Source organism: Streptomyces sp. NPDC030840 (assembly GCF_055572015.1).
The window spans coordinates 19,728-44,494 of the sequence record NZ_JBVIEE010000032.1 but is presented as its reverse complement, the minus strand read 5'-3'; the positions used below and the strand labels follow the sequence as shown (position 1 = coordinate 44,494).

The following is a 24,767-nucleotide window of genomic DNA, read 5'->3' as shown; positions in this document are numbered from 1 at the left end:
TCGGGTGACGCCCCGCCCCGTCCGGCGGAGGACGCACGCGAGGGGGCGGTGCCCAGGCACCGCCCCCTCGATCCCGCCGTCCGGCCGTCGCCGTCAGCCCAGGGCGCCGTGTTCCGCCAGGGCCCAGCACAGGAAGCCCGACGCCACCGTGCAGAGCACCGCGCGCCAGGCGTTCGCCCGCACCCAGGGGCCCTCGAACTCCCGCCGCACGGCGGCGGGGTCGGCGATCCGGGAGGCCGGGCCGGCCTTCTCCAGCGCGTTGTTCAGCGGAATGTTGACCCTGCTCGTCATTCCCATGACGGCCAGGTAGAGGACCAGCGCCACCGCCATCGGCGGCAGCGCGTCACGGGCCTCGGCCGGCACGTGCAGGGCGACGGCGAGCCCCGTGAACAGGAGCGCGCCGATGTAGCCGAGGACGAACCAGCCGTTCAGGATCGCGACGTTGATCTTCTGCATCACGTCGACGACGGTGCGGTCGTCCGCTCGCTTCAGGCCCGGCATCACCGCGACGGAGAAGCCGTAGAACAGGCCGCTGACCAGTCCCATGGTGATCGTGGCGGCGATGAGAGATGCGAACCGTGCCGTTTCCACGCCGGTTTCCCCCTGCTCGTGGTCGGGTCATGGACATGCCTTGGCGCTCGGGGAGCGAGCCTACGGGCGCGGACGACGAGGATCCGGCTCGTTCCAGTGGATCTCCAGGCAGCCTCAGGCGTCCGCGGAGGTTCCGGTCACGACCGCGCGGAAGACCTCTTGTTCCTCCTGCACGCCCACCACCTCCGCCCTGACCACCCCGGCGCCCGTGCCCGGCTCCATGGACAGCGGCCGCGCGTCGATCCAGCACGGGGCGCCGAACTCCGCGTAGTTCCGGAAGGAGACCGCCATCGCCGTCGGGGCGAAATCACCGACGGGCCGCAGCGCGCAGGCCGCCTGGCGCGCGGCCTCCACCAGCACCATGCCCGGATGGTGGTCGTTGGCGTGCTCGAAGAGGATCGGGTGCGACAGATCCGGGCTCAGCAGCCACCGGCCCGGGCGTCCGGAGGGCGCCAGCACGACGTCGAACGGCAGCAGCCGGCCGGCGGCCTGGGCCGGGACGGGCGCGGGCCGCTCGGGGCAGGCGTGGAAGAGGCGGGACCCCTCCTCGGCCCGCGCGCCGCGCAGCCGCCCGTAGACGGCCGGGGAGACGCAGCTGAAGCGGGCCGTGCCGCAGCCCACCGCCTGCCCGTCCCGGTGGAGGACGACCCGCAGGACGCCGGAGAACCGGCGGCCCTGCCAGCCGAAGTCCGCGCAGGTGGCCACCGCCTCCAGATCGGTGGGGCGGGCACCGATCCGCAGCCGCGACGGATCGCTCTCGAAGTCCAGGGACCACAGCAGCACCTTGTGGTCGAGGGGGACGCCGTACTCGGCGTGGCACAGGTAGAGACCGATCTGACGGATGGTCTCCCCCACCTGCACGGGGTCGTGGCCGCGCCCGTCGGCGGTGGTGAAGAACGTGTGTGCCCGCGGCCACTGGCCGGTGAGCACGAAGGTGTCGTCGCCGACCCGTTCGCAGCTGGTGAGGAAGACCTCGGCGAGCGAACTGCGGTGGACGTACTCCCGGGGGACGGTGGTCGTCAGACGGGGCAGCTCCGGGGATCCCGGTGACGGCGGCACGGGGCGGGGTGACGGGGATCGGAGTTCCTCACGAGGGATCCCGGGGGTGCCTTTGTGAACCGTCAGCAGACTCATGGGCCTCTCCACGACATCGGGATGGGATGGGCGAGCAGGCGAGCACTTCCGGCCCGAAGATACGTACTATGCGGTTTTGTTTTCAAGGGAGATGTGGCCGGAACTCCACGCAATATCCGGAACTTCTCCATCCTCTCCCCACCTCCCACCGTTCAGCGACCGGCTCCGCACGCTCCACGACCGCCCCGCCCCCTCCCGAGTCCGAGCCTGGGCTGACCCTGCTCGGGCACCGTTGACCTGCACAGATGACGCCTCTGCGGCAATCGCCGTCCCGGGCCCCGGGGAAAACCGGCGGTGGTGCCGGTTACGCCGCGCGACGGCGTCCGCCGGGGCGGGCGAGGCGGGCCGTGGGGCACGATGGGGGCATGCCAGGTGGCCCGATCACGCCGAAGAACTGGCCGTAGGTTGCGAAAGAATCCAACCCTCTGGTTTGGTTCTGGGACAGGGGTCGGCCCTCCCCGTGGCGGCCACCCGGAGCGAACCCAACAGCGGAGGCGCCTGTGGCACGGCAGGAGCGCGCGATTCGTACGCGCCGCGCCATCCTCGAGGCCGCGGCGGCGGTCTTCGACGAGCACGGATACGAGGCCGCCACCATCGCGGACATCCTGGAGCGGGCCAAGGTCACCAAGGGCGCCCTGTACTTCCACTTCTCGTCGAAGCGGGAACTGGCGGAGGGCATCCTCGAGGAACAGTTCGCCGAGGCCAGCGCGCCGCCCCAGGAGTACCGGATGCAGGAGGTGGCCGACGCCGGTCTCCTCCTCGCCTACCGGATGCGCCGCAACCCCCTCCTCAGCGCGGGCGCCCGCCTCTCGCTCGGGGCGGGCATGCGGGAGACCTTCGGCGGCGGTTCCGTCCCGGGCTGGATCGCCTTCACGGAGCGCCAGCTGACGCAGGCCAAGGAGCAGGGCGAACTGCTCACCCACGTCGATCCGGCGCGGACGGCGTGGATCCTGTCGGCGTGCTGGGCCGGGGCGCAGGTCTACTCGCAGACCCTCGTCGACCGGACCGACCTCGAGGCCCGCGTGGCCGACGTCTACGGCCACATCTTCCCCAGCATCGTCACGCCGGCGATCCTCGCCCGCCTGGACCTCTCCCCGGACCGCGGCGGCCGCCTCTTCACCGAGACGACCAGGACGGCCACACCGGAGCCGCAGGCCTCCCACTCCTAGCTTCCGCCTCCCGGGCCCGTCCGGGTCCGGGTCCGGATTCGGGTCCGGGTTCGGGTCCGGGTCCGGATTCGGGTCCGGGTCCGGATTCGGGTCCGGGTCCGGGTCCGGATTCGGGTCCGCGTCCGCGCCCGGGTCCGCGTCCGGGTCCGCGTCCGCGCCCGGGTCCACGTCCGGGTCCGCGTCCGGGTCCGCGTCCGGGTCCGCATCCGGGTCCGGGTCCACGTCCGGGTCCGCGTCCGGGTCCGCGTCCGCGCCCGGGTCCACGTCCGGGTCCGCGTCCGGGTCCGCATCCGGGTCCGCATCCGGGTCCGGGTCCGCGTCCGGGTCCACGTCCGGGTCCGCGTCCGGGTCCGGGTCCTGACCCGGGCCTCGCGCCGGCACCGATTCCGGGGCCGGCCCCGGGTCTCAAGCCGAGCCCGATCACGGGCTCGGCGCCGGGTCCGGGTCCAAATCCGGGGTCCGGGGTCGGGTCCGGGGTTCGGGTTCGGGTCCGGGGTTCGGGTTCGGGTCCAGGGTCCGGGCTCGGGTCCAGGGTCCGGGTTCGGGGTCCGGGTTCGGGGTCCGGGTCCGGGTTCGGGGTCCGGGTCCGGGGCCCGGGTCCGGGTTCGGGGTCCGGGTTCGGGGTCCGGGTCCGGGTCCGGGTTCGGGTTCGGGTTCGGGTCCGGGTCCGGGTCCGGGTTCGGGTTCGGGTCAGGGTCAGGGTCAGGCACCTGCTCTCGCGTCGAGTCCAGATTCCGTGGCGGCACCGGATCTCGCGCCGGTTGGGGGGCGGGCCCGGCACCGGGTCGGGTCCCGGCCGGGCCCGCAAAGAGACCGAGCAGTCTCTTTCCAAGGCGCCGTTGGCCTCATCTCCGCCTCTTCTGGCGCTCGGCACGCCGGGGGCGATACCGGGCGCGCCCGCCCCTCGTTCGCTCGCAGGCACAGAAATCCCAGTTCAAAGCCTCTCTCCTTGCCCCCACACCCATCAGCCCGGCCAAAAACAGCACGGACGGTCGGGTATTGACAAACCGACGGTGCCGTTTTTTACTACTGGAGTCCGAGTGCGGTACAGAACCATCCGGTGACACCAGGGAGTTCGGCGTGGACATCGAAGTGCTGGGCCCGCTGTCGGTGCGGGAGAACGAGCAATCCGTCACGCCGACCGCGCCCAAGCCCCGGCAGGTCCTGGCGCTCCTCGCCCTGCACGCGGACCGGGTCGTCCCGGTCTCCGCGCTGATCGACGAACTGTGGTCCGGGAAGCCTCCTCGCAGCGCCCGCACCACGCTGCAGACCTACGTCCTCCAGCTACGCGCCCTCATCACCCGGGCACTGGGCGGCGACGGCCAGGGGGAGCAGGCCGGCGACGGGCGCCGTACGGCCAAGGACGTCCTGGTCACGCTGCCCGGCGGATACCTCCTCGACAGCGGCGGCGGCACCATCGACGTCCAGGGGTTCGACCGGCTCGCCGGCCTGGGGTACCGGGCCATGGACGCCGGCGACTTCGCCGGCGCCGCACGGCTCCTGCGCGAGGCCCTCGCCCTGTGGACCGGGCCCGCCCTCGCGGACGTCGACGGAGGCCACCAGCTCGCCACCGAGGCGCGCCGCCTGGAGGAGAGCCGCCTGTGCGCTCTCGACCAGCGCATCGAGGCGGACATGCGGCTGGGCCGCCACCGCGAGCTCCTGGCCGAGCTGACCGTCCTCGTCAACCGCTACGGCACCCACGAGAACATCCACGCGCAGTTCATGCTGGCCCTGCACCGCTCGGGCCGCCGCGGCGAGGCACTGGAGGCCTACCAGCGGCTGCGCGACACCCTGGGCCGCGAGCTGGGACTGGAGCCGTCCACGCAACTGCGGCGACTGCAGCACGCGATACTCACCGCCGGACCCGGCCGTCTGTCCACACCGTCCGGCACCCGCGCCAGGCAACTGGCGCGCATCTGACCCGACGAGGACGATGACGGACGACGGAGGAAAACCGTGAAGGTCCAGGTTCTTGGCCCGCTCGACGCCCAGGTCAACGGATGCTCGATCGTCCCGACCGCCCGCAAGCCCCGGCAGATCCTGGCGCTGCTCGCCATCCACCCCGGCCAGGTGGTGCCGGTGCCCACGCTCATGGAGGAGATCTGGGGGACGCGGCCGCCGCACAGCGCCCAGACGACCCTGCAGTCGTACATCATGCACCTGCGCCGCCGGCTCGGCACCGCCATGGGGCCGGGGGCCCCGGGAGCAGCCAAGGAGGTGCTGGTGACCCGACACAACGGGTACCTCCTGCAGATCTCCCCGGACGCGGTGGACGTCCACGCCTACGAGCAGACGGCGGCCCGCGGCAGATCGGCCTTCGAGCAGGGCGACGACGAGAGCGCGGCCGCGCTGCTGGGACAGGCCCTGGAGCTGTGGCACGGTCCGGCGCTGGTCGACGTGCGGGTCGGACCGATCCTCGAAATCGAGGTCATGCGGCTGGAGGAGAGCCGGCTGGCCACCGTGGAACGCAGGATCGACGCCGACCTGCGCCTCGGGCGGCACGCCGGGATCCTCGCCGAGCTGACCGAGCTGACCGCCCGTCACCCCCAGCACGAGGGACTGCACTCGCAGGCCATGCTGGCGCTCTACCGCTCGGGCCGGCAGGCCGCCGCCCTGGACGTGTACCGGCGCCTGCGGACCCGGCTGATCGCGGAGCTCGGAGTGGAGCCGTCCCCGCAGGTGCAGCGGCTCCACCAGGCCATCCTCTCCGTCGATCCGGCCCTGGACGTCCTCGCGAGCCCACGCCGCAGCTCCACGTTCGACCTCTTCCCGGCCTGACCCGCCCGCCCGGGTGAGCACGGTGAAAGGACCCTCAGGTCCCCGGGGAGCAGGGTGAAAGGCCCCTCAGGTCCCCGGGGGAGGGCGGCGGACCGTCGCGGCGGACCGCGCGGCGGCCTCCAGCACGGCGGCGCTCGTACCGCCGAGCGACCCGCGGACCGTCCGCACCGCGGCACCCGCCCGAGGGTCCAGCAGCACCCGGTGCCGGACGACGGCGGTGGAGAGGCCGTGCGCGCCGCCCTCCACCGACCACTCGGCGGCGTGCGCGGCCACCAGCGGCGGGGGCGTGACGTCCTTGGCGAGGATGCGGCAGGCGTGCGGGAAGCAGAGCCGCACCGACCGGGTACGGTGTGCCGCCCCGTCGGCCGCGGTGGTGTCGAGGAGCACCGTCTGCACCCCGGGCACCACCTCGTCGACGACTGCGCGGGTGAGGTGCGGGAGGAACGCCGGCCAGGCGTCGGCCCGGTGCAGGAACGCGTGCACGGTCTCCGGCACCGCCCGCGTCTCCGTCCGTTCCTCGAAGGACAGGAACAGCCCGTCGAGCACGGGCGACAGCTCGGCGGCCGCCTTCACCCGGCCGAGCCGGTCCCGGCCGCTGGTCCTCGCGACGATCTCCAGCCAGGCCGCGTCCTCGGGCCGGTCGGCGGCGACATCGAAGTCGTGGTGCAGCGTCAGCAGGCAGCGGGCCGGCCCCAGCCGCTCCACGCCCCACCACCCGGAGGCGCGGAGTGCGGGCGGAGCGGGGTCCTCCCGCCGGAACGCCACCCGCAGCGCGTCCGGCTGCGCCTCCCGGTACCGGAAGGCGCACGACGCCTGCCCGCCCTCGGCGGTCCACACCAGCAGCCGCTCCCCCGCCCCCTCGGGCCCGAGCCGGTCGGCCCCGACCACGTCCGGCAGGACCAGACACAGGGCCGCGGCATCGGCCACCAGCCCGTACACCGTGTCGGCCGGTGCCCCGATCTCCTGCTGGACCTCCACTCCCACACCGCGCACCGCCGGCCGGGTCCGCTCGTTGCCCATGGGCGTCGTCCCCTCTCTCGACTCGCTCACGACTGTGCCCAGAGGCGCCGGAGAGGGGCTGGCGAGCCTCTGGAGCCCGGCTGGAACGGGGTCGGCGGGGCCGGCCGGCTCAGGAGGTGGTCCACCCTCCGTCGACGGACAGCGTGGTGCCGACGACGAAGGACGAGCGGTCGCTGCACAGCCAGGCGGCGGCCTCCGCGATCTCGGTGGGTTCGGCGATGCGGGGCAGGAGGGCGGACTGGAGGAGGACCTTCTCCATGGCCGGGTTGGCGCCCAGCCAGGCGTCGATCATCTCGCTGCGTGTGGTGCCGGGGGCGAGGGCGTTGACGCGTATGCCGCGCTCGGCGTATTCGGCGGCGGCCGCCTTGGTGAGGCCCAGGACGGCGTGCTTGGAGGCGATGTAGGCCGCGGTGACCGGGGTGGCGACCAGGCCCGCCGTGCTGCTGTTGTTGACGATGGCGCCGCCGCCGGTGGCGAGCATGGCGCGGATCTCGTGGCGCAGGCAGTTCCACACGCCCCGGACGTTGACGTCCATGACGCTGTCGTAGACGTCCTCGTCGAGTTCGTGCAGGGGCCTGGGCTCGGCGCCGACGCCCGCGTTGTTGAAGGCGGCGTCCAGGCGGCCGTAGGAGCCGACCGCGGCCAGCACCGCGCGGGCGACGTCGTCGGTGCGGGAGACGTCGGCCACCACGTACTGGGCCGTGTGTCCCTGGGCGAGCAGTTCGTCGGTGAGCGCGGCGAGTTCGGGTTCGCGGCGGGCCACCAGGGTGACGGCCGCGCCCTCGCGGCAGAAGACCCGGGCCGCCGCGGCCCCGATGCCCGCGCTCGCGCCGGTGATCAGTGCGGATTTTCCGGCAAGTAGTAAGTTGCCCACCGTAGTCACAGGGGGACCGTAACACGACGGGAGTATCTGTTGATGGCGCCTCATGTCCCGTATGACCAGGGGTGGGGCGGATGGAGGGGGATCTGTGGGACAGGGAGGGGGCCCGGCCGTCGCGGTCACCGGCGGTACGGGGTTCGTGGGGACGCCCGTGGTGCGGGAGCTGCTGCTGCGGGGGGCGCGGGTGAGGGCTCTGGTGCGTCACCGTGAGCCGGGTACGGCGGGCGGTGCCGGGGCCATCGGGCAACCGCCGGTGGAGCAACCACCGGTCGAGCAACTGACGGGCGACCTGACGCGCCCGTCGTCGCTGCGGGGACTGTGCGCCGGTGCGGACGTCCTGGTGCACCTCGCCGCGCGCGTCTCCGGGGAGGAGCCGGAGTGCCGGGCCGTCAACGAGGAGGGCGCCCGGGCCGTGCTGGCCGAGGCGCGCAGGGCGGGCGTGCGCCGGATCGTGCAGGTCGGCACCGCGGCCGTCTACCGGGACGGCGTCCACCGGGGCGCCGCGGAGGGCGAGCTGGAGGAGGCGCCCGCCTCCGCGGCGAGCCGGACCAGGCTGGCCGGGGAGCGGCTGGTGCTGGCGGCGGGCGGCACGGTCCTGCGGCCGCACCTGGTCTACGGGACGGGCGACCGGTGGGTGATCCCGTCCCTGGTGGACCTGGTCCGGCGTCTGCCCCACTGGGTGGACGGCGGCCGGGCCCGCATGTCGCTGATCTCCGTGGACAGCCTGGCCGGCGCGGTGGCGGACCTGGCGCTCGGCGCCGCCGGGGAGGGGGACCGCGCGGGCCGGGTGCTGCACGCCTGCCACCCCCGGCCGGTGACGGCCCGTGAACTGGTGACGGCGGCCGTCGGTGCGCTGGGGCTGCCGCCACCGGACGGGGAGGTGGACCTGGCGGGCGCCCGGGAGAAGCTGGGTGCGCACCGCGACCCGCGGACGGGCCGCCTGCTGTCCCTGCTGGCCGTGGACCACTGGTACGACGGCAGCAGGCTGTGGGAGACCACCGGTGCGTCACCGGGCGCCGGCTTCGCGCGGGCGTTCCCGGCGTACGCGGCCTGGTACCGGGAAGCTCTCGGCCCGGGCCTAACTGCCGGTGGCCCACACCTGACCGTCGATGGCCCGGGCAGAACCACCGATGGTGCGGGCAGAACTGCCGATGGCCCGCGCCGAACCCCCAGTGCCCCGGACCGAACCACCGATGACCCGCACCTGACCGCCGGTTGACCGTGAAGCGGCCGGCGCGACCGGCCCGGGGCGGCTGGGCGAGTCCGCCGACCGGCCGCTCCTCCACCGCCTAACATCACCAACGCGATCACACCGGAGACCTGTCGCTCTGTCAGTTTCCTCCCCAGCGACCCTCGTTGGGGCGGTTCCGAAGTGGCCCCTCGTGACGTGTCCCACCGACGACCCTGGAGCTTGCCGATGACACGCCAGTGCCCGTTCGCCCTCGACCCCGCCGGTGCCGACCTCCATGCCGACGCGGCCCGTCTGCGCGACCTCGGTCCCGCCGCACGCGTGATGCTCCCCGGAGGAGTGCCGGGATGGGTGATCAGCGGTACGGAAACGATACGCCGGCTGCTCGTCGATCCCCGGGTGTCCAAGGACGCCTACCGGCACTGGCCGGCCTGGATCGACGGTGAGGTCGACGACGAGTGGCCGTTGGCCATCTGGGTCTCCGTACAGAACATGCTCACCGCGTACGGCGCGGCCCACTCCCGCCTGCGCAGACCCGTGGCCGCCGCGTTCAGCTCCCGCCGGGTCGCCGGGATGCGCCCCCGGATCGAGGAGGTGACCGGCGGCCTGCTGGACCGGCTGGCCACGATGGACCCGGACGCGCCCGTCGACCTGCGGGAGGAGTTCGCCCACCGGCTGCCCACGCAGATCGTGTTCGACCTGTTCGGCATACCCCGCCGCTCCTGGGCGCCGCTGTACACCGTCATCAAGGGCTTCTTCGACACGGGGATATCGGCGGAGCAGGCCCGCGCCAACGCCGAACTGCTCTACACCACCATGGCGGATCTCGTCGACCACCGCCGCCGAACCCCGGGCGACGACCTCACCACCGCGTTGATCAACGCGCGGGACGAGGCGGCCGGTGACGGCGCGCCGGACACCGGGCTGACGGAGAAGGAACTCGTCGACAACCTGATCCTGCTCTTCACCGCGGGGTACGAGACCACGGTCAACCTCATCTGCACCTGTGTCATCGAACTCCTGCGCCACCCCGCCCAGTTGGAACTGGTGCGGGACGGGCTCGCCTCCTGGGAGGACGTGGTCGAGGAGGCGCTGCGGCTGGAGCCCCCGGCGGCCTTCGCGCTGCTGCGGTACGCGGTGGAGGACATCGCCGTGGGCGACGTGGTGATCCCCCGGGGCGACCCCATCGTCGTCTCGTTCGCCTCGGCGGGCCGCGACCAGGACGTGCACGGCCCGGACGCCGGCCGCTTCGACGTCACCCGGGCGACCCGGGGCAGCCACCTGTCCTTCGGGTTCGGCACCCACCACTGCCTCGGCGCGTCCCTGGCGCGGCTGGAGGCGGCGGTGGGGGTGCGGCGGCTCTTCGAGAGGTTCCCCGACATGCGGCCGGCGGGCGACCCGGAGACGGTGCCGAGGGTCGAGTCGTTCATCTCCAACGGTCCGCGTGAACTCCCCGTCCTGCTGGGGGCGCCCGCCGTGCCGGCCCCCTGACGCGGGTCCCCGGAGGCCTCCGCCGGGACGCCACCGCGCCTCCGGCCGCGCCCCAGTGGCGCCGGGGACCATCGGACGGCCCCACGAGTAAGGGAGGACCGATGACCGCAGATCCGGTGAAGACCCCCGCCGCCCGGGCCCCGCAGCGACCGGTGTCGCTGGTGACCGGAGGCACCAGCGGCATAGGCCTGGCCATCGCCCGGGACCTGGGGACCCGCGGCCACCGGGTGTTCCTCTGCTCGCGGACCGAGGCCGACGTCCGGCGGACCGTCGCCCAGCTGCGCGCCGAGGGGCTCACGGTCGGCGGCACCGTCGCGGACGTACGCCGACGCGAGGACGTCGCCGCGTTCGTCGCGGCGGCCGTCGCCACCTACGGCGCCCCGGTGAGCGTCCTGGTCAACAACGCCGGGCGCAGTGGCGGCGGCGCCACCGCCGACATCACCGACGAGTTGTGGCACGACGTCATCGACACCAATCTGCACGGGGTTTTCCTGCTGACCCGTGAGGTGCTCAACGCCGGCGGGCTGTCGCAGGCCGGCTGGGGACGGATCGTCAACATCGCGTCCACGGCGGGCAAGCAGGGTGTTCTGCACGGGGCGCCGTACACCGCGTCGAAGCACGCGGTCATCGGCTTCACCAAGGCCCTGGGCAGGGAGCTCGCGCCCACGGGGGTGACCGTGAACGCCGTCTGCCCCGGCTATGTGGAGACCCCGCACGCGGCGCGCGTGCGGGGCGGCTACGCCGAGGCGTGGGGCGTCAGCGAGGAGTACGTGCAGGGGCAGTTCGAGGCCCGGATACCGCTGGGCCGTTACTCCACGCCCGAGGAGGTCGCCGCGCTGGTCGGCTACCTGACGACCGACCTCGCTGCATCCGTCACCGCCCAGGCGCTGAACGTGTGCGGCGGAATGGGCAGTTACTGACACACCGGGCGACCGGGGCGGGCCGCGCCGCGCCGGAGGGCAACACCGGACGCACCCGGCGGCCACGCCGGATGTGGCCGGCCCCCGAGAACGGGGTCCGGGGCGGACCCCGGCGGGGTCGAAGGGGCAGCGCCCCTGGGGGATGGGACGGGTAGGGGCGGCGGGGGCGCTGCTTCACGCCGATCAGGAGCAGCACAAGGCGGCCAAGAGCGGGCCACACCACGCCACTTGCGACCGATCCACTCCAGGTGACCGGGGCCGGGCAGCGCCCGGCCCCGGGATCGCGCCGCGCCGCCGTCCGGCGCGGCGCGGCGTTTCACAGGGCCTTCGTGTGCCAGGCGGGCGCCGACGGCGGCTGCAGGGCCAGGGCCCGCACGGTGCCCCGGAGGTCGGTTTCGCCGCAGGACGGAAGGATCACGGCGCGCGAGCCCGTCAGGAGTGCCGCGAACAGCTCCCGCATGCCCTCGGGACGGGAGAACGCCTGGCCGCAGCCCCACACGTCGTCCTCGCCCGCGCCCGTCGTGGCGGCGCGGCGAGCCGTCCAGTCCAGGAGCCCGGCGTGTGTGACCGTCTCCAGCGCGATGCCCTCGTCGCCGCTGTGCGGGGACGAGTGCACGAAGGCGGCGTCCGGCGGCAGCGGAGGCGTGCCGGGGCCGGGCGGCCCGTCGTCGCGGGCGGCGACGACGAACCCGTCCGTCTTGGCGACCGGGACCTCGTCGGGCAGGAGGCCCGCGTCGGTGACGACGGTCCGCACGCCGGCGGCCCGCAGCAGCCGCTCCTGCCCGGCCCCCGGCCGCCCCGCCTCCAGCGGCAGCGCCACCGAGCCGGTCCGCAGCACCCCGAGCAGGGCGCCCGGCGCACGGCAGGAGCGGGCCAGGCGCACGCCCGTGACGCCGCCGGGGCCCGCTCGCCCGCGCAGCCGGCGGCCGACGCGTTCGGCGATCAGGTCGAGTTCGAGGAAGGTGGCCGTCTCCGTGTCCCCGGGCCCCGGCCGCGCCCCACCGTCGCGGGCGGCGGCCGTGACCGTCGCCACGTCCGCGGGGCGGCGGGCGACGACGGCACCGAACCGCTCCTCGATCCGCGTCCCCGCGGGCGGCTCCCCGTCCGGGGCGAGGCCTATGCGGGCGAGCAGCCCGGCCACGTCGGCGGACAGCTGGTCGAGCTCCGGATGCTGCGGACGCTGCGGACGCTCGGGAACGGGATGGTTCATGGGGCCTCCCGGGATACATGGTCACCAGTCGCTCGCCGATGGTGTCGTGAACCCGTGGAGAACCGCTTGAGTCCCGCCGGAACGCCGCCGCGCCCCCGACCGCGCCCGCAGGAGTGCACGCGAGGCGCGAAGCCGCTGGTGAGGCCGGGTGTCCGGGGCCGCGGCGGGGCGGCTGGGCGGGGACGCACGCGTATGCGGGTGAGCCTTGCGGCTATGGCCACGTCCCGCGTCGGCGGATTGACTTGAGGCATGACGCAGACACCGCACACCTCGTCCACGCAGTCCCGTCCCGCCGCTCTGGTGATCGGCGGCACCGGCAAGACCGGCCGCCGGGTCGCCGAACGGCTCACCGCCCTCGGGCACCCCGTCCGCGTCGGGTCCCGCAGCGGCGAGCCGCCCTTCGTGTGGGGGGAACCCGACACCTGGAAGCCGGCGCTCGAGGGCGTCGACCGTGTGTACATCACCTACCACCCCGACCTCGCCTTCCCGGGCGCCGCCGAGCAGGTCGACGCATTGGCGCGTACCGCTGTCGCCGCCGGCGCCCGCCGACTGGTCCTGCTGTCCGGCCGCGGTGAGGAGGCCGCCCAGGTCAGCGAGGAGCACGTGAAGAACTCCGGTGCCGACTGGACCATCGTCCGCGCCAGCTGGTTCAACCAGAACTTCAGCGAGAGCTTCTTCCTGGAGCCCGTCCTGGCCGGAGAGATCGCCCTGCCGACCGGTGACGCCGTCGAGCCGTTCGTCGACGCGGACGACATCGCGGACGTCGTCACCGCCGCGCTCACCGACGACCGGCACATCGGCCGGACCTACGAGCTCTCCGGCCCGCGCCTGCTCAGCTTCTCCGACGTTGCCGCCGAACTCTCCAAGGCCACCGGGCGCGACATCCGCTACATCTCCGTCACCGACGAGCAGTACCGGGCCGTTCTGCGAGAGAACGGCCTGCCCGAGGACTTCGCGGAGCTCTTCGCGATGATCCTCGACGGCCGCAACGCGCACGTCGTCAACGGCGTCGAGGAAGCCCTCGGCCGCCCCGCGAAGGACTTCACGGACTACGCCCGTGAGGCCGCCGCCACCGGCGTCTGGAACGTCTGAACCGTCCGCGCCGCACCGGGCCGGGCCCGCACCGCTCCAGCCGTACTCCAGCCGAGTGCGTTAGGACGGACGGGTACCGGCCCACCCACCGGCAGGAGGCCCGATGCCCGCACCCAGGCCCCACTACTCCAGCGAACACGGACTGGCCTCGTTGCCGGCCCACTTCCACGGCTTCGCCCTCATGCACGTCGCCATGCGGCGGGACGCGGCCCGGCTGCGCGCCGCCGCCCCCGTCTGGCGGCCCTCCGGCGCCCCCTGGTGGGAGCTGCTGCGGGACATCATCGTCTGGCACCACCGCAGCGAGGACGACGTGCTCTGGCCGTCCCTGCGCCGCCGCGACCCGGAGTTCGACGCGCAGGTGCGTGAACTCCATGACGACCACCGGGAGTTGGACCAGGCGATGGACGCGGTGTCCGCCGCCGTCGGGCGCGGTGGTGACGGACTCGTGGCGGCCGCCGCCCGCTTCGAGGAGGTTCTCCGGGCGCACCTGCGCGACGAGGAGGCCGTGGTCCTCCCGGTCTTCGAGCGGATCGGGGAACGGGCCTACCTGGCCGAGGAGCGCAAACTGGTCCGCACCGCTCCGGTGCGGGTGATGGCCCATCTCCAGCCCTGGATGTTCGACGGCGCGCCGACCGCCTCGGTCGCCCACGTGTCGGCCACGATCCCGCCCCCCGTGCGGCTCGCCGGCTCGACGGTCCTGCGCAGCCGCTACCGACGGATCGTGAAAGGACTTCCGGCATGACCGACACGGCGCTCCAGTCCGCGACGCTGGTCGCGGCGACCGTGGGCACCGGCCTGATGGCCGGGCTGTACTTCGCCTTCGACGTCTCGGTGATGCCCGGTCTGCGGCGGGGGGACGACCACACCTTCGTCACCGCCATGCGCAACATCAACGAGGCCATCGAGAACGGCCTGTTCGGCCTGTTGTTCGTGGGCGTCTTCCTGGCCACCGGCGCGGCCGCCGTACAGCAGCGGCGCGGCGGGCGTCCGGAGACCGCCCGCTGGACCCGGGCCGCCTTCGCCCTGTACGGGCTGTCGCTGGTGGTGACCGCGGCGGTGAACCTGCCGCTGAACGGCCGGCTGGCGAGGGCGGGAGGGGACCTCGTGGCGGCCCGGACCCGGTTCCAGGGGCCCTGGGCGGCCGGCAACGCCGTACGCACCCTGGCCTGCACGGCCGCCCTCGCCGCCCTGGGCCGGGCGCTGGCCGCGCACGGGCGCGCGCCGGTAGCGGCAGGCCGCGGCTGACCGCGCCGTCCACCGTACGGCGCCCGTTCCCGCAGCCCCCGTCGGGAGCGGGCGCCCCTTCCGCTGGAAGGGGACGGCGGAAAGGGGGCGAGGGGAGAGGGGGCGGAGGGGAGAGGGGACGAGTGGAAAGGGACGAGCGGAAAGGGACGAGTGGCCGATGGACATGCTCACCGGGGTGCTGGAGGGCCCGAAGGCCCGCGGCGCCTTCCTGCTGAAATCCGTCTTCAACCCACCGTGGGCGCTGCGCGTCGAGGACCGCGCCCCGATCTCCGTGGTCACCATGGTGCGCGGCGAGGCGTGGCTGCTGCCCGACCGCAGCCGGCCGGTGCGCATCCGTCCCGGCGACGTGGCGGTGGTGCGGGGCCCCGACGCGTACACCGTCGCGGACACCCCTCAGACGCCCGCGCACATCCGGGTGGGGCCCGAGCAGCAGTGCAGCACCCGCGCCGGTGAGGACGTCACCGACTCCATGGCGCTGGGCGTGCGCACCTGGGGCGACAGTGTCCAGGACACCGACTCGCACGTCATGCTCAGCGGCACGTACCAGGGACGCAGCGAGATCGGCCGCCGGCTGCTGAACGCGCTGCCGACCCTTCTGGTGCGTCCCGCGGAGGCGTCCGACACGACGCTGATCCGGCTGCTGTCGGAGGAGATGAGCAAGGACGAACCCGGTCAGGACGTGGTGCTGGACCGGCTCCTCGACCTGCTGCTGATCGGAGTGCTGCGGGCGTGGCTGGCCGCCCCCGGCAGTGGCTCGCCCGCCTGGTCCCGGGCGCACGCCGACCCGGTGGCCGGCCCGGCGCTGCGGCTGCTGCACGAGAATCCCGCCCACGGCTGGACGATCGGCGAACTGGCGCGCAAGACCGGCGTCTCCCGGGCGAGCCTGGCCCGCCGCTTCACCGAGACGGTGGGCGAGCCGCCGATCGCCTACCTCACCGAGTGGCGCATCGCCCTCGCCGCGGACCTGCTGCGGGAGACCGACGCCACCGTCGCCGCGGTGGCGCAGCGCGTCGGCTACGCGTCGGCGTTCTCCCTGTCCACCGCCTTCAAACGGGTCCGCGGAGTCAGCCCGCAGGAGTTCCGGCTGCGCGGCACGGCAGCCGAACCCCTCGAAGCGTCCGCCCCGCCACGCACCGTGGTACTGCCACCCGCCTGAACCGCGCACGGCGGCCGGCCAGCGGACCACCGCCGCGGTGGCGCGGCGCGTCGGCGTCCTGGTGCTGCCAATCGCCTGAGCCCGGCGCGGCAGCGGTCAGCGGACCACTGCCGTCAGTACCAGCCCGTCACCGACCAGCCACCTTCCCCGGTAGACCGGGTCAAGCGGGGAGGGCTCCGGCGGGTGCAGAGTTGCGGTGAAGGTGCCGTCGTGGTCGAGGCTGACCGTCGCGTCGCGGAAGCCGAGCCAGATGCCCGTCGCCGGGTACCAGGCCTTGTAGACGGCCTCCTTCGCGGAGAACAGCAGCCGCGGCCACGGCACCTCGGGGCGGGTGGCGGCGAGTTCACCGAGCAGCGCGCGCTCGGCCGGCGAGGTGATCAGGCCGAGCACGCCGTGCGGCAGCGGCCCGGCGGGCTCCGCGTCGATGCCGACGGCGCCGGGCGCGCCGGTGCCCCGGGTGCGGGCCGCGGCCGCCGCGCGGTAGCCGTCGCAGTGCGTGATGCTGCCGACCACCCCGTCCGGCCACCGTGGCGCGCCTCCCGGCCCGGGCAGCAACGGCCGCGGCGCGTGCCCCAGTTGGCCCAGGCAGCGGCGGGCGCAGGCCCGCGCGGTGGCGAACTGCCGTACCCGGCGGGCCCGGCGGCCCTCCATCAGCGCGGCCTCCTCGGGGAACAGCGGGGCGGGCGTCGTGTCGTCGAAGGCCTCCGACGACACGACGCCCGCGGGGAGGATCGTCTCGATCACGGCCGGAGCGAGGTGACCGCGCCGACGGCGTCCACGACGGCGTGCGGGTGTTCCAGCGGCAGCATGTGCCCGGCGCCCTCGATCCGCTCGAACCGCGCCCTCGGCAGCGCCTCGGCCATCGTCCGGGCGAGGGCGATGTCCACGACGGTGTCGCGGTCCCCGTGCAGCACCACCGCGGGGACCGTCACCGACGCCAGCCGGGGCCTGAGGTCCCAGCCGCGAGTGCAGCGGAAGAAGTCGGCCCGCACCTCGGGGGCGGTCGCCGCGAACATCTGCCGGTTGACGTCCAGGACACGTGCGTCGGGCTTCTTCGACATGGTCGACGCGAGCAGGCGACGGCCCAGCGGGGCAAGGGACAGCGCCCTGCTGAACAGGGCGCTGCCCATCATCCTGACCTCACTGTCGGGGGTGTCCTGGCCGTGGGCGGCCGCGCCCAGCAGGACGAGGCCGCCCAGTACGGCGGCGCGGGGGTCGAGAGCGGCGTACGACAGGGCGGCGAAGCCTCCGCCGGAGTGCCCCACGACGACCGGCCGGTGGGCCGCGGTCCGCTCGGCGACGGCGGCGAGGTCGGCGCCGAGGCGTTCCACCGCGACCGGTGCGCGCCCGGTCGTGGAGGCGCCGTGGCCGCGCTGGTCGTACAGGACGACCCGGTGGCCGCGCCGGATCAGGCGGTCCGCGACGGCGCCCCAGGCGCGGCGGGAGTGCGCCCAGCCGTGGACCAGCAGCACGTCGCCGGCGTCCTCGCGGGGCTCCAGGGGCGCCAGCACGGTCACCGCCAGGTCGGCGCCGTCGTCGGTACGGACGGTCAGTTCCCGCGCGGTGTCGGCCACCGTCGTCATGCCGGCACCCCCGCCGACAGGTGCCGGTTCAGCGCGGCGAACGCGGCCAGGGCGGCCTTGGAGTGCTCGGCGCCCAGGTCGACGGCCTTCGCCAGGAGCCGCAGCGGGCCGTGCGGGCGGGCGTCGAAGTGCATCGCCAACCGGGTGCGGCCGCCGTCCAGCGGGTCGAGGGTGAAGGTCGCCGTGCCTCGGAATCCGCCGTCCGTGTAGGCGGTCTCCAGCCGGCGCTGCGGGACCACCGCGGTCGTCCGGGCGGTGAAGCGCAGCTTCAGGCCGCCCTTGTCGACGCCCCGGGTGTGCACGGTGACCTCGACCTCGCCGCCCACGGTGTCGGGCGAACCGGCGCGGGTGGTGAAGGTGTTGGCGGGCACCCACCATGCGCGGGCACCGCGGAACTCGGCGATCAGGGCGTCCCAGACGGCCGCGGCCGGGGCGTCGATCACCGCCTCGTCGATCAGGTCGTACGTCGTCGTCATGGTGTGGCCTCCACTGGAACCTCCACGGGAACCTGCGCAGAAACCTGCACAGGAAAGGGGTGTGGCGGGGGCGGGAACCTTCCCCCCCCCCGCCACCGGGTGTCGCGTGCCGTGCCGGGCGGGATCCGCCGTCAGGCGAAGATGCCCTGCCCCGGGGTGAGGATGTTGGCGGGGTCGTAGCGGCGCTTGGCCTTGAGGAAGGTCTCCCACTGGGGCCCGTAGTGGGTCTGCCAGTCCCCGCTCGTCATGTCCGGGACGGCGCCCACCAGGTAGCGCTTGGCGCCCAGCGACACCGCCAGGTCGTACAGGCGGCGGTTCTGCTCGAGCATGGCGGGGATGCCCGTGTCCCCGGGGCTGGGGAAGCGCAGGAGGTCGAAGAGGTAGCCGACGGCCTCCTTCGGCTGGACCGCCAGCGGCCGCCGGACCTTGTCGGTGTAGTACGGGTAGAAGAGGAGGAAGCCGCCGCCGAGCGCGTCGGGGGTCAGCTCCCGCTCGACGCGCCGCATGAACTCCTCGCTCGTGGAGGCGGGCAGGAACAGGCTCAGCCAGGGCTTGGGCGTGTACCAGTAGCCGGCCTCCTTCAGGTACCCCTCGTACCCGTCGAGCCGGAACATGTAGTCGCGGTAGGTGAGGTCGTCGATGACGGCGTCGGCGCGGGTGTCGCGCAGATCGGCCAGCAGCGCCTCCCGGTCGGGCGCGGTGGTGTCGTACGAGGCGCCGGCCTCCAGCTTGTAGCGCCAGCCGGAACCGTCGGGGCGCTGCAGCATCTCGCCGGCGTGGATGTCGAAGCGGCCCTCCGCCATCACCCGCTCCGAGTCGGCGAGGTAGGTGGCGAGGTCGTCGTAGAAGAGGCTGAAGACGACGGTCCGCCGCGGTGCCGGCACGAGCTTGATCTTGGCGCGCACGATGATGCCGACCTGGCCGGCGCCGGCGAGCGCGGCCTCGAACAGGTCCGGTCGCTCGGTGGCCGACGCGGTGACCAGGCGGCCCTCACCGGTGACGATGTCCAGGGACAGGACGGTGTCCACCATCAGGCCGTGCTTCTGGACGGTGCCGCCGATCCCGCCGACGCTCAGGACGCCGCCGACGGAGATGTGCATGTAGTCGGGCAGGGCGGGCGGGGTGAGCCCCTTGGCCAGGGCGGCGTCGGTCAGCTGCCCCCAGGTCACGCCGGCCTCGACGACCGCGTGGTCGGACTGGACGGACAGCACCTTCGCCATGCTCTTGGCGTCGACGGATATGCCGCCGGGCACACGGGCCTGCCCGTACACCGAGTGGGACTCGATGTCGGTGCCGGTTCCGCCCTGCCCGTTCACCGCGATCTTGATGTTGTTGGCGCGGGCGTACCCGACCATGGCGACGATGTCGTCGGTGCAGGCCGGGCGGAGCACCGCCCACGGCTTGGCGCCGTCGAAGAGGTGCCCGAAGTCGCGGCCGAAGGCGTCGAGCACGGCCGGCGACTTCTCCAGGGTGCCCCGCAGCCTGGGGACGCGGACGACCTTCGGGTTGCCGGCCGCCTCCGCGGCCGACGCCCAGCTCTGGTTCGCGGCGTTCCAGCCGACGACGGTGACGGCGCCTGCGGCCAGGCCGGTCAGCACCCTGCGGCGGGTCGGGGCCTGGGCGTCGCCGGCTCTCGGGATGGTGCTCATCGGTGGTGGTCTCCCAATCGTGAGGTTCGTGGGCTGTGGCGACTGCTCTGTTACCGCTGCGGGACCCGGCCGGCCTCGGTGACGCGTGAGGCGAGCTGGTACTCCGACAGGTCGAAACGCCTGGTGGCGCGGCGGAAACGCCAGGTGTAGGTGGGCCAGATGGACGGGTTGCGGCCGCTGGCGTCCAGGTACCAGCTGGTGCAGTTGCCCGCGTTCCACACGGTGCCGTCGAGGCGGGCGTCCAGGGCCTTGTTGTAGGCGTCCTGGGCCTCCGGCCGCACCTCCACGCTGGCCAGGCCGCGGGCGTCCATCTTCTTCAGGGCGTCCAGGACGTACTGGATCTGCGCCTCGATCATCACGGTCTGCGACGAGTGCCCCAGCGTGGTGTTCGGTCCGAGCAGCATGAACAGGTTCGGGAAGCCGGCGACGGTGGTGCCTCGGTGGGCTGCCATGCCGCCCTCCTCCCAGGCGTCGCGCAGCCGCACTCCGCCACGGCCCCGGATGAGCCGGGCGACGGGGCGGTCCGTGGCCTGGAAGCCGGTGCCCAGGATGATCGTGTCGACCTCGCGTTCGGTGCCGTCGGCGGTGACGATCGACGTGGCGCGGACCTCGGCGATCGTGTCGGACACGATCTCCACATTGGGTTGCTGGATCGCCGGGTACCAGGTGTTGGAGAACAGCAGCCGCTTGCAGGCCATCACGTAGTCGGGCGTGAGCCGGGCCCGCAGGGTCTCGTCGGGCACCTGCTTCTTCAGGTGGTCGGAGGCCATCTTCTGCATCTTGGCGGCGACCTGGGGACGCGCCATGACGAAGGCGAGGATCTCCCGGCCCCACATGTTGAAGTTGCGCCGGAACGCCTGGTAGCCGGGCAGGGAGCGCAGCAGCCGGGCCTGGAGCGGACTGGTGGGCTTGTCGTTCTTCGGGCCGACCCAGGGGGGCGTGCGCTGGTAGAGGTCGAGGTGCCCGACCTCGGGCTGGATGGCCGGCACGAACTGGATGGCGCTGGCGCCGGTGCCGATGACGGCGACGCGGCGGCCGGTCAGGTCGTAGTCGTGGTCCCACCGCGAGGAGTGGAAGACGGTGCCCTGGAAGCCGGACAGGCCCTTGATGTCGGGGATGGCCGGCTCGCTGAGGTAACCGGTGCCGGTCACCAGGACCTGGGCGGTGTAGACGCCCTGCGAGGTCTCCACCCGCCAGTGCCGTTCGCCCTCGTCCCAGTGGGCCCCGAGCAGTTCGTGGCGGAACCGGATGTACGGGCGCACGCCGAAGCGGTCGGCGGTGTCGCGCAGGTAGGCGTACAGCTCGTCCCGCTTGCCGAAGGTCGACTTCCAGCCCGGGTTGGGGGCGAACGAGAACGAGTACAGGTGCGACATGACGTCGCAGGCGCAGCCCGGGTAGCTGTTGTCCCGCCAGGTGCCGCCCACCTCGTCGGCGCGTTCGAACACCAGGAAGTCGTCGATGCCCGACTGGAGCAGGCGGATCGCGGTGCCGAGGCCGGAGAAGCCGGTGCCGATCACGGCGACCCTCAGGTGGCGGACGGGGTCCCCGCCCGCGGCCGGGTGCCCGGCCGGGGAGCGGCCGGCCTCGACCGGTTCGAGAATGCTCGTCACGTCGGCCTCCTCAGCGGCGCGTGATGGTGACACGGAAGTTGTTGAAGAACTTGTCCTCGAGCGTGTAGGCGAAGATGTCCAGGTAGCGCTCGAAGCGGGCGACGACCTCCTCGCCCTCCAGGGCCACCGCCTCGTCCCGCCGGGCGGCCAGCAGCTTCAGCCAGGCGCGGCAGGCCAGGGCGAACGACTCGCGCTCGTTGACGATCTCCTCGACGGCGAACAGGCCCTCGGCGGCCGCGCTGAGCTCGCTCAGGTGCGGGATGTGGCAGCCCTCGAACTCGGAGCGCTGCAGGAACTTCAGGTCGTCCAGCAGCGCGCGGTTCATCGGCAGCGCCTCGGCCGTCATGGTGTGCAGGACGAACGTGGCGCCGGGCCTGAGGGCGCGGGCGACCTGCTGGAAGAAGAAGCGGTACCGCCTGGTGCGCTCCTTCGGCGGCAGGCTGGAGGAGACGAAGTGCTCCAGGGCGTTGATGCAGAAGGCCGCGTCGAACTTCTCGGACTCGTCCTCCACGGTGAAGTCCGCCCAGCTCTGCACGAGGGTGGTGATCCTGGGGTTGTCCAGGCCGGCGATGAAGTCCCTCTGGGTGCGCGACAGGGTCAGTCCCACGCCGGCCTCGGCGCCGTGGACGGTGGTGAGCCGGTCGAGCATCGTGCCCCAGCCGCAGCCGATGTCCAGCACCCGCCGGGCCTCGCCGCCGGCCCGCACGCCGGCCAGCTCGGCGAACGTGTCGAGCTTGCGCACCTGGGCCCGGTCGAGGGCCTCGACCAGGTCCTCGCCCTCCTCCCAGTAGCCGCCGGAGTACATCATCGTCGGGCCCAGCAGCAGCCGGTAGAAGTCGTTGCTCACCTCGTAGTGGTGCCGGATCGCATCGACCTCGGGGTCCACCGACGTGGGGGCGACCGTTGTCATCTGTGGTCCTCATTTCCTGTCGGACGGCGGCGCCTTCGCGCCTGCTGTTTCGGCCGGTCCCCTCTTTCCGCTGCGGGGGACCCGTTCCGGGATTCCTTCGACGGGCCCGTGACGGGCCGTTCTCTTTCAGCGGTGCGATGGTTTCGCGGTGCGGCGGTTTCGCGGTGCGATGGTTTCGCGGTGCGGCGGTTTCGCGGTGCGATGGTTTCGCGGTGCGGCGGTTTCGCCGCGGTGGTTTCGAATTCCTTCTCCATCGCGTGTTGCTGCCGATGAAAACGCGGTCCCCGCAAGGGGAGCGCAACACCGTGGCGGTCGGCCCGAAAAGCGGAACGGGGGAATTCTTTGCGCCGGCCTTGCGGGCGGCGGGCTTTCATCGCTTCCGATACGTCGGCTCATCGACGAGCCGCTCTGCCGAGAGAGGACCGACCCCATGTCGCTGCCCACCATCGAAGAACTGGCGAGCCAGCTGGAGGCCGTTTCCGGCGCCGCGGAGGTCAGCCCCGACGCCCCGCTGCAGCACATCGCGGACGTCGACTCACTGGACCTGATGGAGTGGCTGTACGGCTTCCAGAACCAGTACCCGCACATTCCGGCCGACGAGTCGCTCTTCGCCGACCTGGACGACACCACCACCCTGCGCGACGTCTACGCCAAGATCGTCGAGCTCGCCCCGGCCACGGCGTAGGGCAGGCGACATGACCGGCTTCGACATCACCGGGTGGGGCATGGCCGTACCCGAGCGCACGGTCACCAGCGCGGAGCTCGCGGACCGCTTCGGTGTGGACGAGCACTGGATCGTCAGCCGCTGCGGCATCCGCGAGCGGCGCGCGGTCGGCCCTGGGCAGACCACCGCCTCGCTGGCCGTCGAGGCCGGCCGGCGCGCGCTGGAGAAGGCGGGCCTGACCGGGTCCGACATCGCCCACCTGATCGTCGCCACGGCAACACCGGAGCAGCCGTCACCGGCGACGTCGGCGTTCGTCCACCACGAGCTGGGCATCGCCGGCAGCGCCCACGACGTCAACTCCGAGTGCGCGGGCTTCGTCTACGCGCTGGTATCGGCGATGGCGCTGATCGCCATCGATCCACGGCCGATCCTGCTGATCGGCTCCGACACCCACACCCTCACCGCCAACCCCGCCGACCGCGACCTGTCCATCCTCGTCGGGGACGGTGCCGGGGCGATCGTGCTCCGGCCCGGCCCCGACAACCGGGTCATGGCCTGGAACCTGGGCGCGGACGGCTCCTGCACCGGCTCGCTGAAGGTGCTCGCCGGCGGCAGCCGGATGCCGACCACCGAGGAGACGGTCAGGGCGGGCCTGCACTACGCGCAGATCAACGGCAACGAGATCTACCTCAACGCCGTCCGGTACACCGTCCGCACGGTGCGGGAGACCCTGGCGAGCGCCAAGGTGGACGCCTCGGAGATCGACCACGTCGTCCCGCACCAGGCCAACATCCGGATCATCAACTCGATCCTCTCGCACACCGGCCTGCGCCCCGAGGCGCTGGTCACCAACCTGCACAAGTACGGCAACACCGCCTCGGCCTCCATTCCGATCGCCCTGTACGAGGCGCTGGAGGAGGGCCGTATCAAGGCGGGCGACAAGGTCCTGCTGGCCGGCTTCGGGGCCGGTATGACATGGGGGTCGATCCTGATGGAGTGGGGCGGTGCGGCCGCATGAGCAAGCACAGCGCGGGCGAACGCCCGTCCTCCCCCGTCGCCCTGGTCACCGGGGCGTCCGGCGGACTGGGCCAGGCCCTGGCCCTCGAACTGGACGCCCTGGGCTGCAGGGTCGCCGTCCACTACAACAGCTCACGGGAGGCCGCCGAGGCCGTCCGGGACAAGCTCACCAACCCCTCGCTCCTGGTCACCGGTGACGTCGGCTCGTGGGAGGCCGTCCAGGAGCTGACCCGGGAGATCGAGGCCGGGCTGGGCCCGGTGGACGTGCTCGTCAACAACGGCGCGATCCGCAAGGACAGCCTGATGGCCATGCAGAACCCGGCCGACTGGGAGCAGGTCATCCGCACCAACCTGATCGGCTCCTTCCACACGGCGCGGGCCACCGTGCCGGGCATGCTGCGGCGGCGCTGGGGCCGCGTGGTCAACATCGTCTCCCCGTCCGGCATCATCGCGACGTCCGGGCAGACCGCGTACTCGGCGTCCAAGGCGGGTCTGATCGGCCTCACCCGCACCCTGGCCGCCGAGTGCGGCCGGCGCGGCGTCACCGTCAACGCCCTCTCCCCCGGCTTCATGATCACCGGGATGACGAAGGACCTCCCCGACCGTGTCGTGGAGGGCATGGAGGGCAAGGCGCCGATCCCCCGGTTCGTCACGGTGGAGGAGGTGGCCCGCAGCATCGGCCTCTTCCTCGACCAGGACTGCATGACGGGCCAGGTCATCAGCATCGACAGCGGCGTCAGCATCACCTGACACCCACCCTTCACACCACCCGCACCACCTCCCCTCCGGCCGGCCCCGTCCGCTCTCCTCTCCCGCGGACGGGGCCGGCCTGTGCGTGCGAGCGGGCGGGAGTGAGCCGTACGTGCGAGCAGGCGGGACCGGCCCGGCGTACGTGCGAGCAGGCGGGACCGGCCCGGCGTACGTGCGAGCAGGCGGGACCGGCCCGGCGTACGTGCGAGCAGGCGGGACCGGCCCGGCGTACG

Annotated in this window: 25 protein-coding genes; 13 read left to right on the top strand and 12 right to left on the bottom strand. The window is 73.2% G+C overall.

Features of this window, described 5'->3' with window-relative positions; genetic code table 11:
* Positions 1 to 93: 93 nt before the first annotated feature.
* Positions 94 to 591: an anthrone oxygenase family protein gene (locus ACZ49J_RS41255; protein ID WP_467457128.1), complete on the bottom strand. Its 498-nt coding sequence runs from the start codon at positions 589 to 591 to the stop codon at positions 94 to 96.
* 114 nt (positions 592 to 705) lie between these two features.
* Positions 706 to 1,725, bottom strand: a complete 1,020-nt coding sequence (locus ACZ49J_RS41250; protein ID WP_467457130.1) for a ScbA/BarX family gamma-butyrolactone biosynthesis protein — start codon at positions 1,723 to 1,725, stop codon at positions 706 to 708.
* A gap of 500 nt (positions 1,726 to 2,225) precedes the next feature.
* Between ACZ49J_RS41250 and ACZ49J_RS41245 the strand changes: the two genes are divergently transcribed.
* From ACZ49J_RS41245 to ACZ49J_RS41235, 3 genes are all read left to right on the top strand, one after another.
* Positions 2,226 to 2,894: a ScbR family autoregulator-binding transcription factor gene (locus ACZ49J_RS41245; RefSeq protein ID WP_467457132.1), complete on the top strand. Its 669-nt coding sequence runs from the start codon at positions 2,226 to 2,228 to the stop codon at positions 2,892 to 2,894.
* A 1,080-nt stretch (positions 2,895 to 3,974) separates the two neighbouring features.
* Complete coding sequence (locus ACZ49J_RS41240; protein ID WP_467457133.1) at positions 3,975 to 4,814, top strand: AfsR/SARP family transcriptional regulator; 840 nt, start codon at positions 3,975 to 3,977, stop codon at positions 4,812 to 4,814.
* A 36-nt stretch (positions 4,815 to 4,850) separates the two neighbouring features.
* Positions 4,851 to 5,672, top strand: coding sequence for an AfsR/SARP family transcriptional regulator (locus tag ACZ49J_RS41235; protein WP_467457134.1), 822 nt, complete (start codon positions 4,851 to 4,853; stop codon positions 5,670 to 5,672).
* Positions 5,673 to 5,738: 66 nt separating this feature from the next.
* Here the strand turns inward: ACZ49J_RS41235 and ACZ49J_RS41230 are convergent, their stop codons facing one another.
* Together ACZ49J_RS41230 and ACZ49J_RS41225 are read right to left on the bottom strand one after the other, a co-directional pair.
* Positions 5,739 to 6,722 carry an SRPBCC family protein gene (locus ACZ49J_RS41230; protein ID WP_467457135.1) on the bottom strand — a complete coding sequence of 328 codons (984 nt, stop codon included), beginning with the start codon at positions 6,720 to 6,722 and terminating at the stop codon, positions 5,739 to 5,741.
* Positions 6,723 to 6,801: 79 nt separating this feature from the next.
* Positions 6,802 to 7,575, bottom strand: a complete 774-nt coding sequence (locus tag ACZ49J_RS41225; protein WP_467457136.1) for an SDR family NAD(P)-dependent oxidoreductase — start codon at positions 7,573 to 7,575, stop codon at positions 6,802 to 6,804.
* Between the two features lie 85 nt (positions 7,576 to 7,660).
* On the opposite strand from ACZ49J_RS41225, the gene ACZ49J_RS41220 reads away from it, so the two are divergent.
* The 3 genes from ACZ49J_RS41220 (at position 7,661) to ACZ49J_RS41210 (ending at position 11,172) form a co-directional block, all read left to right on the top strand.
* Positions 7,661 to 8,791 (top strand): NAD-dependent epimerase/dehydratase family protein, encoded by a 1,131-nt coding sequence (locus ACZ49J_RS41220; protein WP_467457137.1) that lies wholly within the window; start codon positions 7,661 to 7,663, stop codon positions 8,789 to 8,791.
* A gap of 198 nt (positions 8,792 to 8,989) precedes the next feature.
* Entirely contained in the window at positions 8,990 to 10,252 is a 1,263-nt protein-coding gene (locus tag ACZ49J_RS41215) for a cytochrome P450 family protein (RefSeq protein ID WP_467457138.1), read from the top strand.
* Positions 10,253 to 10,353: 101 nt separating this feature from the next.
* On the top strand, positions 10,354 to 11,172 hold the full coding sequence (locus ACZ49J_RS41210; protein WP_467457140.1) for an SDR family NAD(P)-dependent oxidoreductase: 819 nt from the start codon (positions 10,354 to 10,356) through the stop codon (positions 11,170 to 11,172).
* A 316-nt stretch (positions 11,173 to 11,488) separates the two neighbouring features.
* Here the strand turns inward: ACZ49J_RS41210 and ACZ49J_RS41205 are convergent, their stop codons facing one another.
* Positions 11,489 to 12,382, bottom strand: coding sequence for an AMP-binding protein (locus tag ACZ49J_RS41205; RefSeq protein ID WP_467457141.1), 894 nt, complete (start codon positions 12,380 to 12,382; stop codon positions 11,489 to 11,491).
* Positions 12,383 to 12,631: 249 nt separating this feature from the next.
* Between ACZ49J_RS41205 and ACZ49J_RS41200 the strand changes: the two genes are divergently transcribed.
* The 4 genes from ACZ49J_RS41200 (at position 12,632) to ACZ49J_RS41185 (ending at position 15,875) form a co-directional block, all read left to right on the top strand.
* Positions 12,632 to 13,474, top strand: coding sequence for an NmrA family NAD(P)-binding protein (locus ACZ49J_RS41200; protein WP_467457142.1), 843 nt, complete (start codon positions 12,632 to 12,634; stop codon positions 13,472 to 13,474).
* 103 nt (positions 13,475 to 13,577) lie between these two features.
* Positions 13,578 to 14,216, top strand: coding sequence for a hemerythrin domain-containing protein (locus ACZ49J_RS41195; RefSeq protein WP_467457143.1), 639 nt, complete (start codon positions 13,578 to 13,580; stop codon positions 14,214 to 14,216).
* A complete protein-coding gene (locus tag ACZ49J_RS41190; protein ID WP_467457145.1) occupies positions 14,213 to 14,719 on the top strand; it encodes an anthrone oxygenase family protein in 507 nt (168 codons plus the stop codon). The genes ACZ49J_RS41195 and ACZ49J_RS41190 overlap by 4 nt, the downstream gene beginning before the upstream one ends.
* Before the next feature lie 157 nt (positions 14,720 to 14,876).
* Positions 14,877 to 15,875, top strand: a complete 999-nt coding sequence (locus tag ACZ49J_RS41185; protein ID WP_467457146.1) for an AraC family transcriptional regulator — start codon at positions 14,877 to 14,879, stop codon at positions 15,873 to 15,875.
* 96 nt (positions 15,876 to 15,971) lie between these two features.
* Here ACZ49J_RS41185 and ACZ49J_RS41180 read toward each other — a convergent pair whose 3' ends face one another.
* The 6 genes from ACZ49J_RS41180 to ACZ49J_RS41155 all read right to left on the bottom strand — a co-directional run bounded on the left by ACZ49J_RS41180 (position 15,972) and on the right by ACZ49J_RS41155 (position 22,103).
* Positions 15,972 to 16,619, bottom strand: coding sequence for a 4'-phosphopantetheinyl transferase family protein (locus ACZ49J_RS41180; protein WP_467457147.1), 648 nt, complete (start codon positions 16,617 to 16,619; stop codon positions 15,972 to 15,974).
* Positions 16,616 to 17,458 carry an alpha/beta fold hydrolase gene (locus ACZ49J_RS41175; protein WP_467457148.1) on the bottom strand — a complete coding sequence of 281 codons (843 nt, stop codon included), beginning with the start codon at positions 17,456 to 17,458 and terminating at the stop codon, positions 16,616 to 16,618. Before ACZ49J_RS41175 ends, ACZ49J_RS41180 begins: the two co-directional genes overlap by 4 nt.
* Positions 17,455 to 17,934, bottom strand: coding sequence for an SRPBCC family protein (locus ACZ49J_RS41170; protein WP_467457149.1), 480 nt, complete (start codon positions 17,932 to 17,934; stop codon positions 17,455 to 17,457). Before ACZ49J_RS41170 ends, ACZ49J_RS41175 begins: the two co-directional genes overlap by 4 nt.
* Before the next feature lie 131 nt (positions 17,935 to 18,065).
* On the bottom strand, positions 18,066 to 19,583 hold the full coding sequence (locus tag ACZ49J_RS41165) for an FAD-binding protein (RefSeq protein ID WP_467457657.1): 1,518 nt from the start codon (positions 19,581 to 19,583) through the stop codon (positions 18,066 to 18,068).
* 50 nt (positions 19,584 to 19,633) lie between these two features.
* Positions 19,634 to 21,193, bottom strand: coding sequence for a flavin-containing monooxygenase (locus tag ACZ49J_RS41160; protein WP_467457656.1), 1,560 nt, complete (start codon positions 21,191 to 21,193; stop codon positions 19,634 to 19,636).
* 10 nt (positions 21,194 to 21,203) lie between these two features.
* Complete coding sequence (locus ACZ49J_RS41155) at positions 21,204 to 22,103, bottom strand: class I SAM-dependent methyltransferase (RefSeq protein ID WP_467457655.1); 900 nt, start codon at positions 22,101 to 22,103, stop codon at positions 21,204 to 21,206.
* 430 nt (positions 22,104 to 22,533) lie between these two features.
* On the opposite strand from ACZ49J_RS41155, the gene ACZ49J_RS41150 reads away from it, so the two are divergent.
* The 3 genes from ACZ49J_RS41150 to ACZ49J_RS41140 are packed head-to-tail and all read left to right on the top strand — an operon-like array spanning position 22,534 to position 24,534.
* Positions 22,534 to 22,788, top strand: coding sequence for a hypothetical protein (locus tag ACZ49J_RS41150; RefSeq protein ID WP_467457654.1), 255 nt, complete (start codon positions 22,534 to 22,536; stop codon positions 22,786 to 22,788).
* Between the two features lie 10 nt (positions 22,789 to 22,798).
* Positions 22,799 to 23,785, top strand: coding sequence for a 3-oxoacyl-ACP synthase III family protein (locus ACZ49J_RS41145; RefSeq protein WP_467457653.1), 987 nt, complete (start codon positions 22,799 to 22,801; stop codon positions 23,783 to 23,785).
* Positions 23,782 to 24,534, top strand: a complete 753-nt coding sequence (locus ACZ49J_RS41140) for an SDR family NAD(P)-dependent oxidoreductase (protein WP_467457652.1) — start codon at positions 23,782 to 23,784, stop codon at positions 24,532 to 24,534. Before ACZ49J_RS41145 ends, ACZ49J_RS41140 begins: the two co-directional genes overlap by 4 nt.
* 10 nt (positions 24,535 to 24,544) lie before the next feature.
* On the opposite strand, the gene ACZ49J_RS41135 is transcribed toward ACZ49J_RS41140, so the two are convergent.
* On the bottom strand, positions 24,545 to 24,767 hold a 223-nt coding region (locus ACZ49J_RS41135), incomplete at its 5' end, for a hypothetical protein (RefSeq protein WP_468352022.1).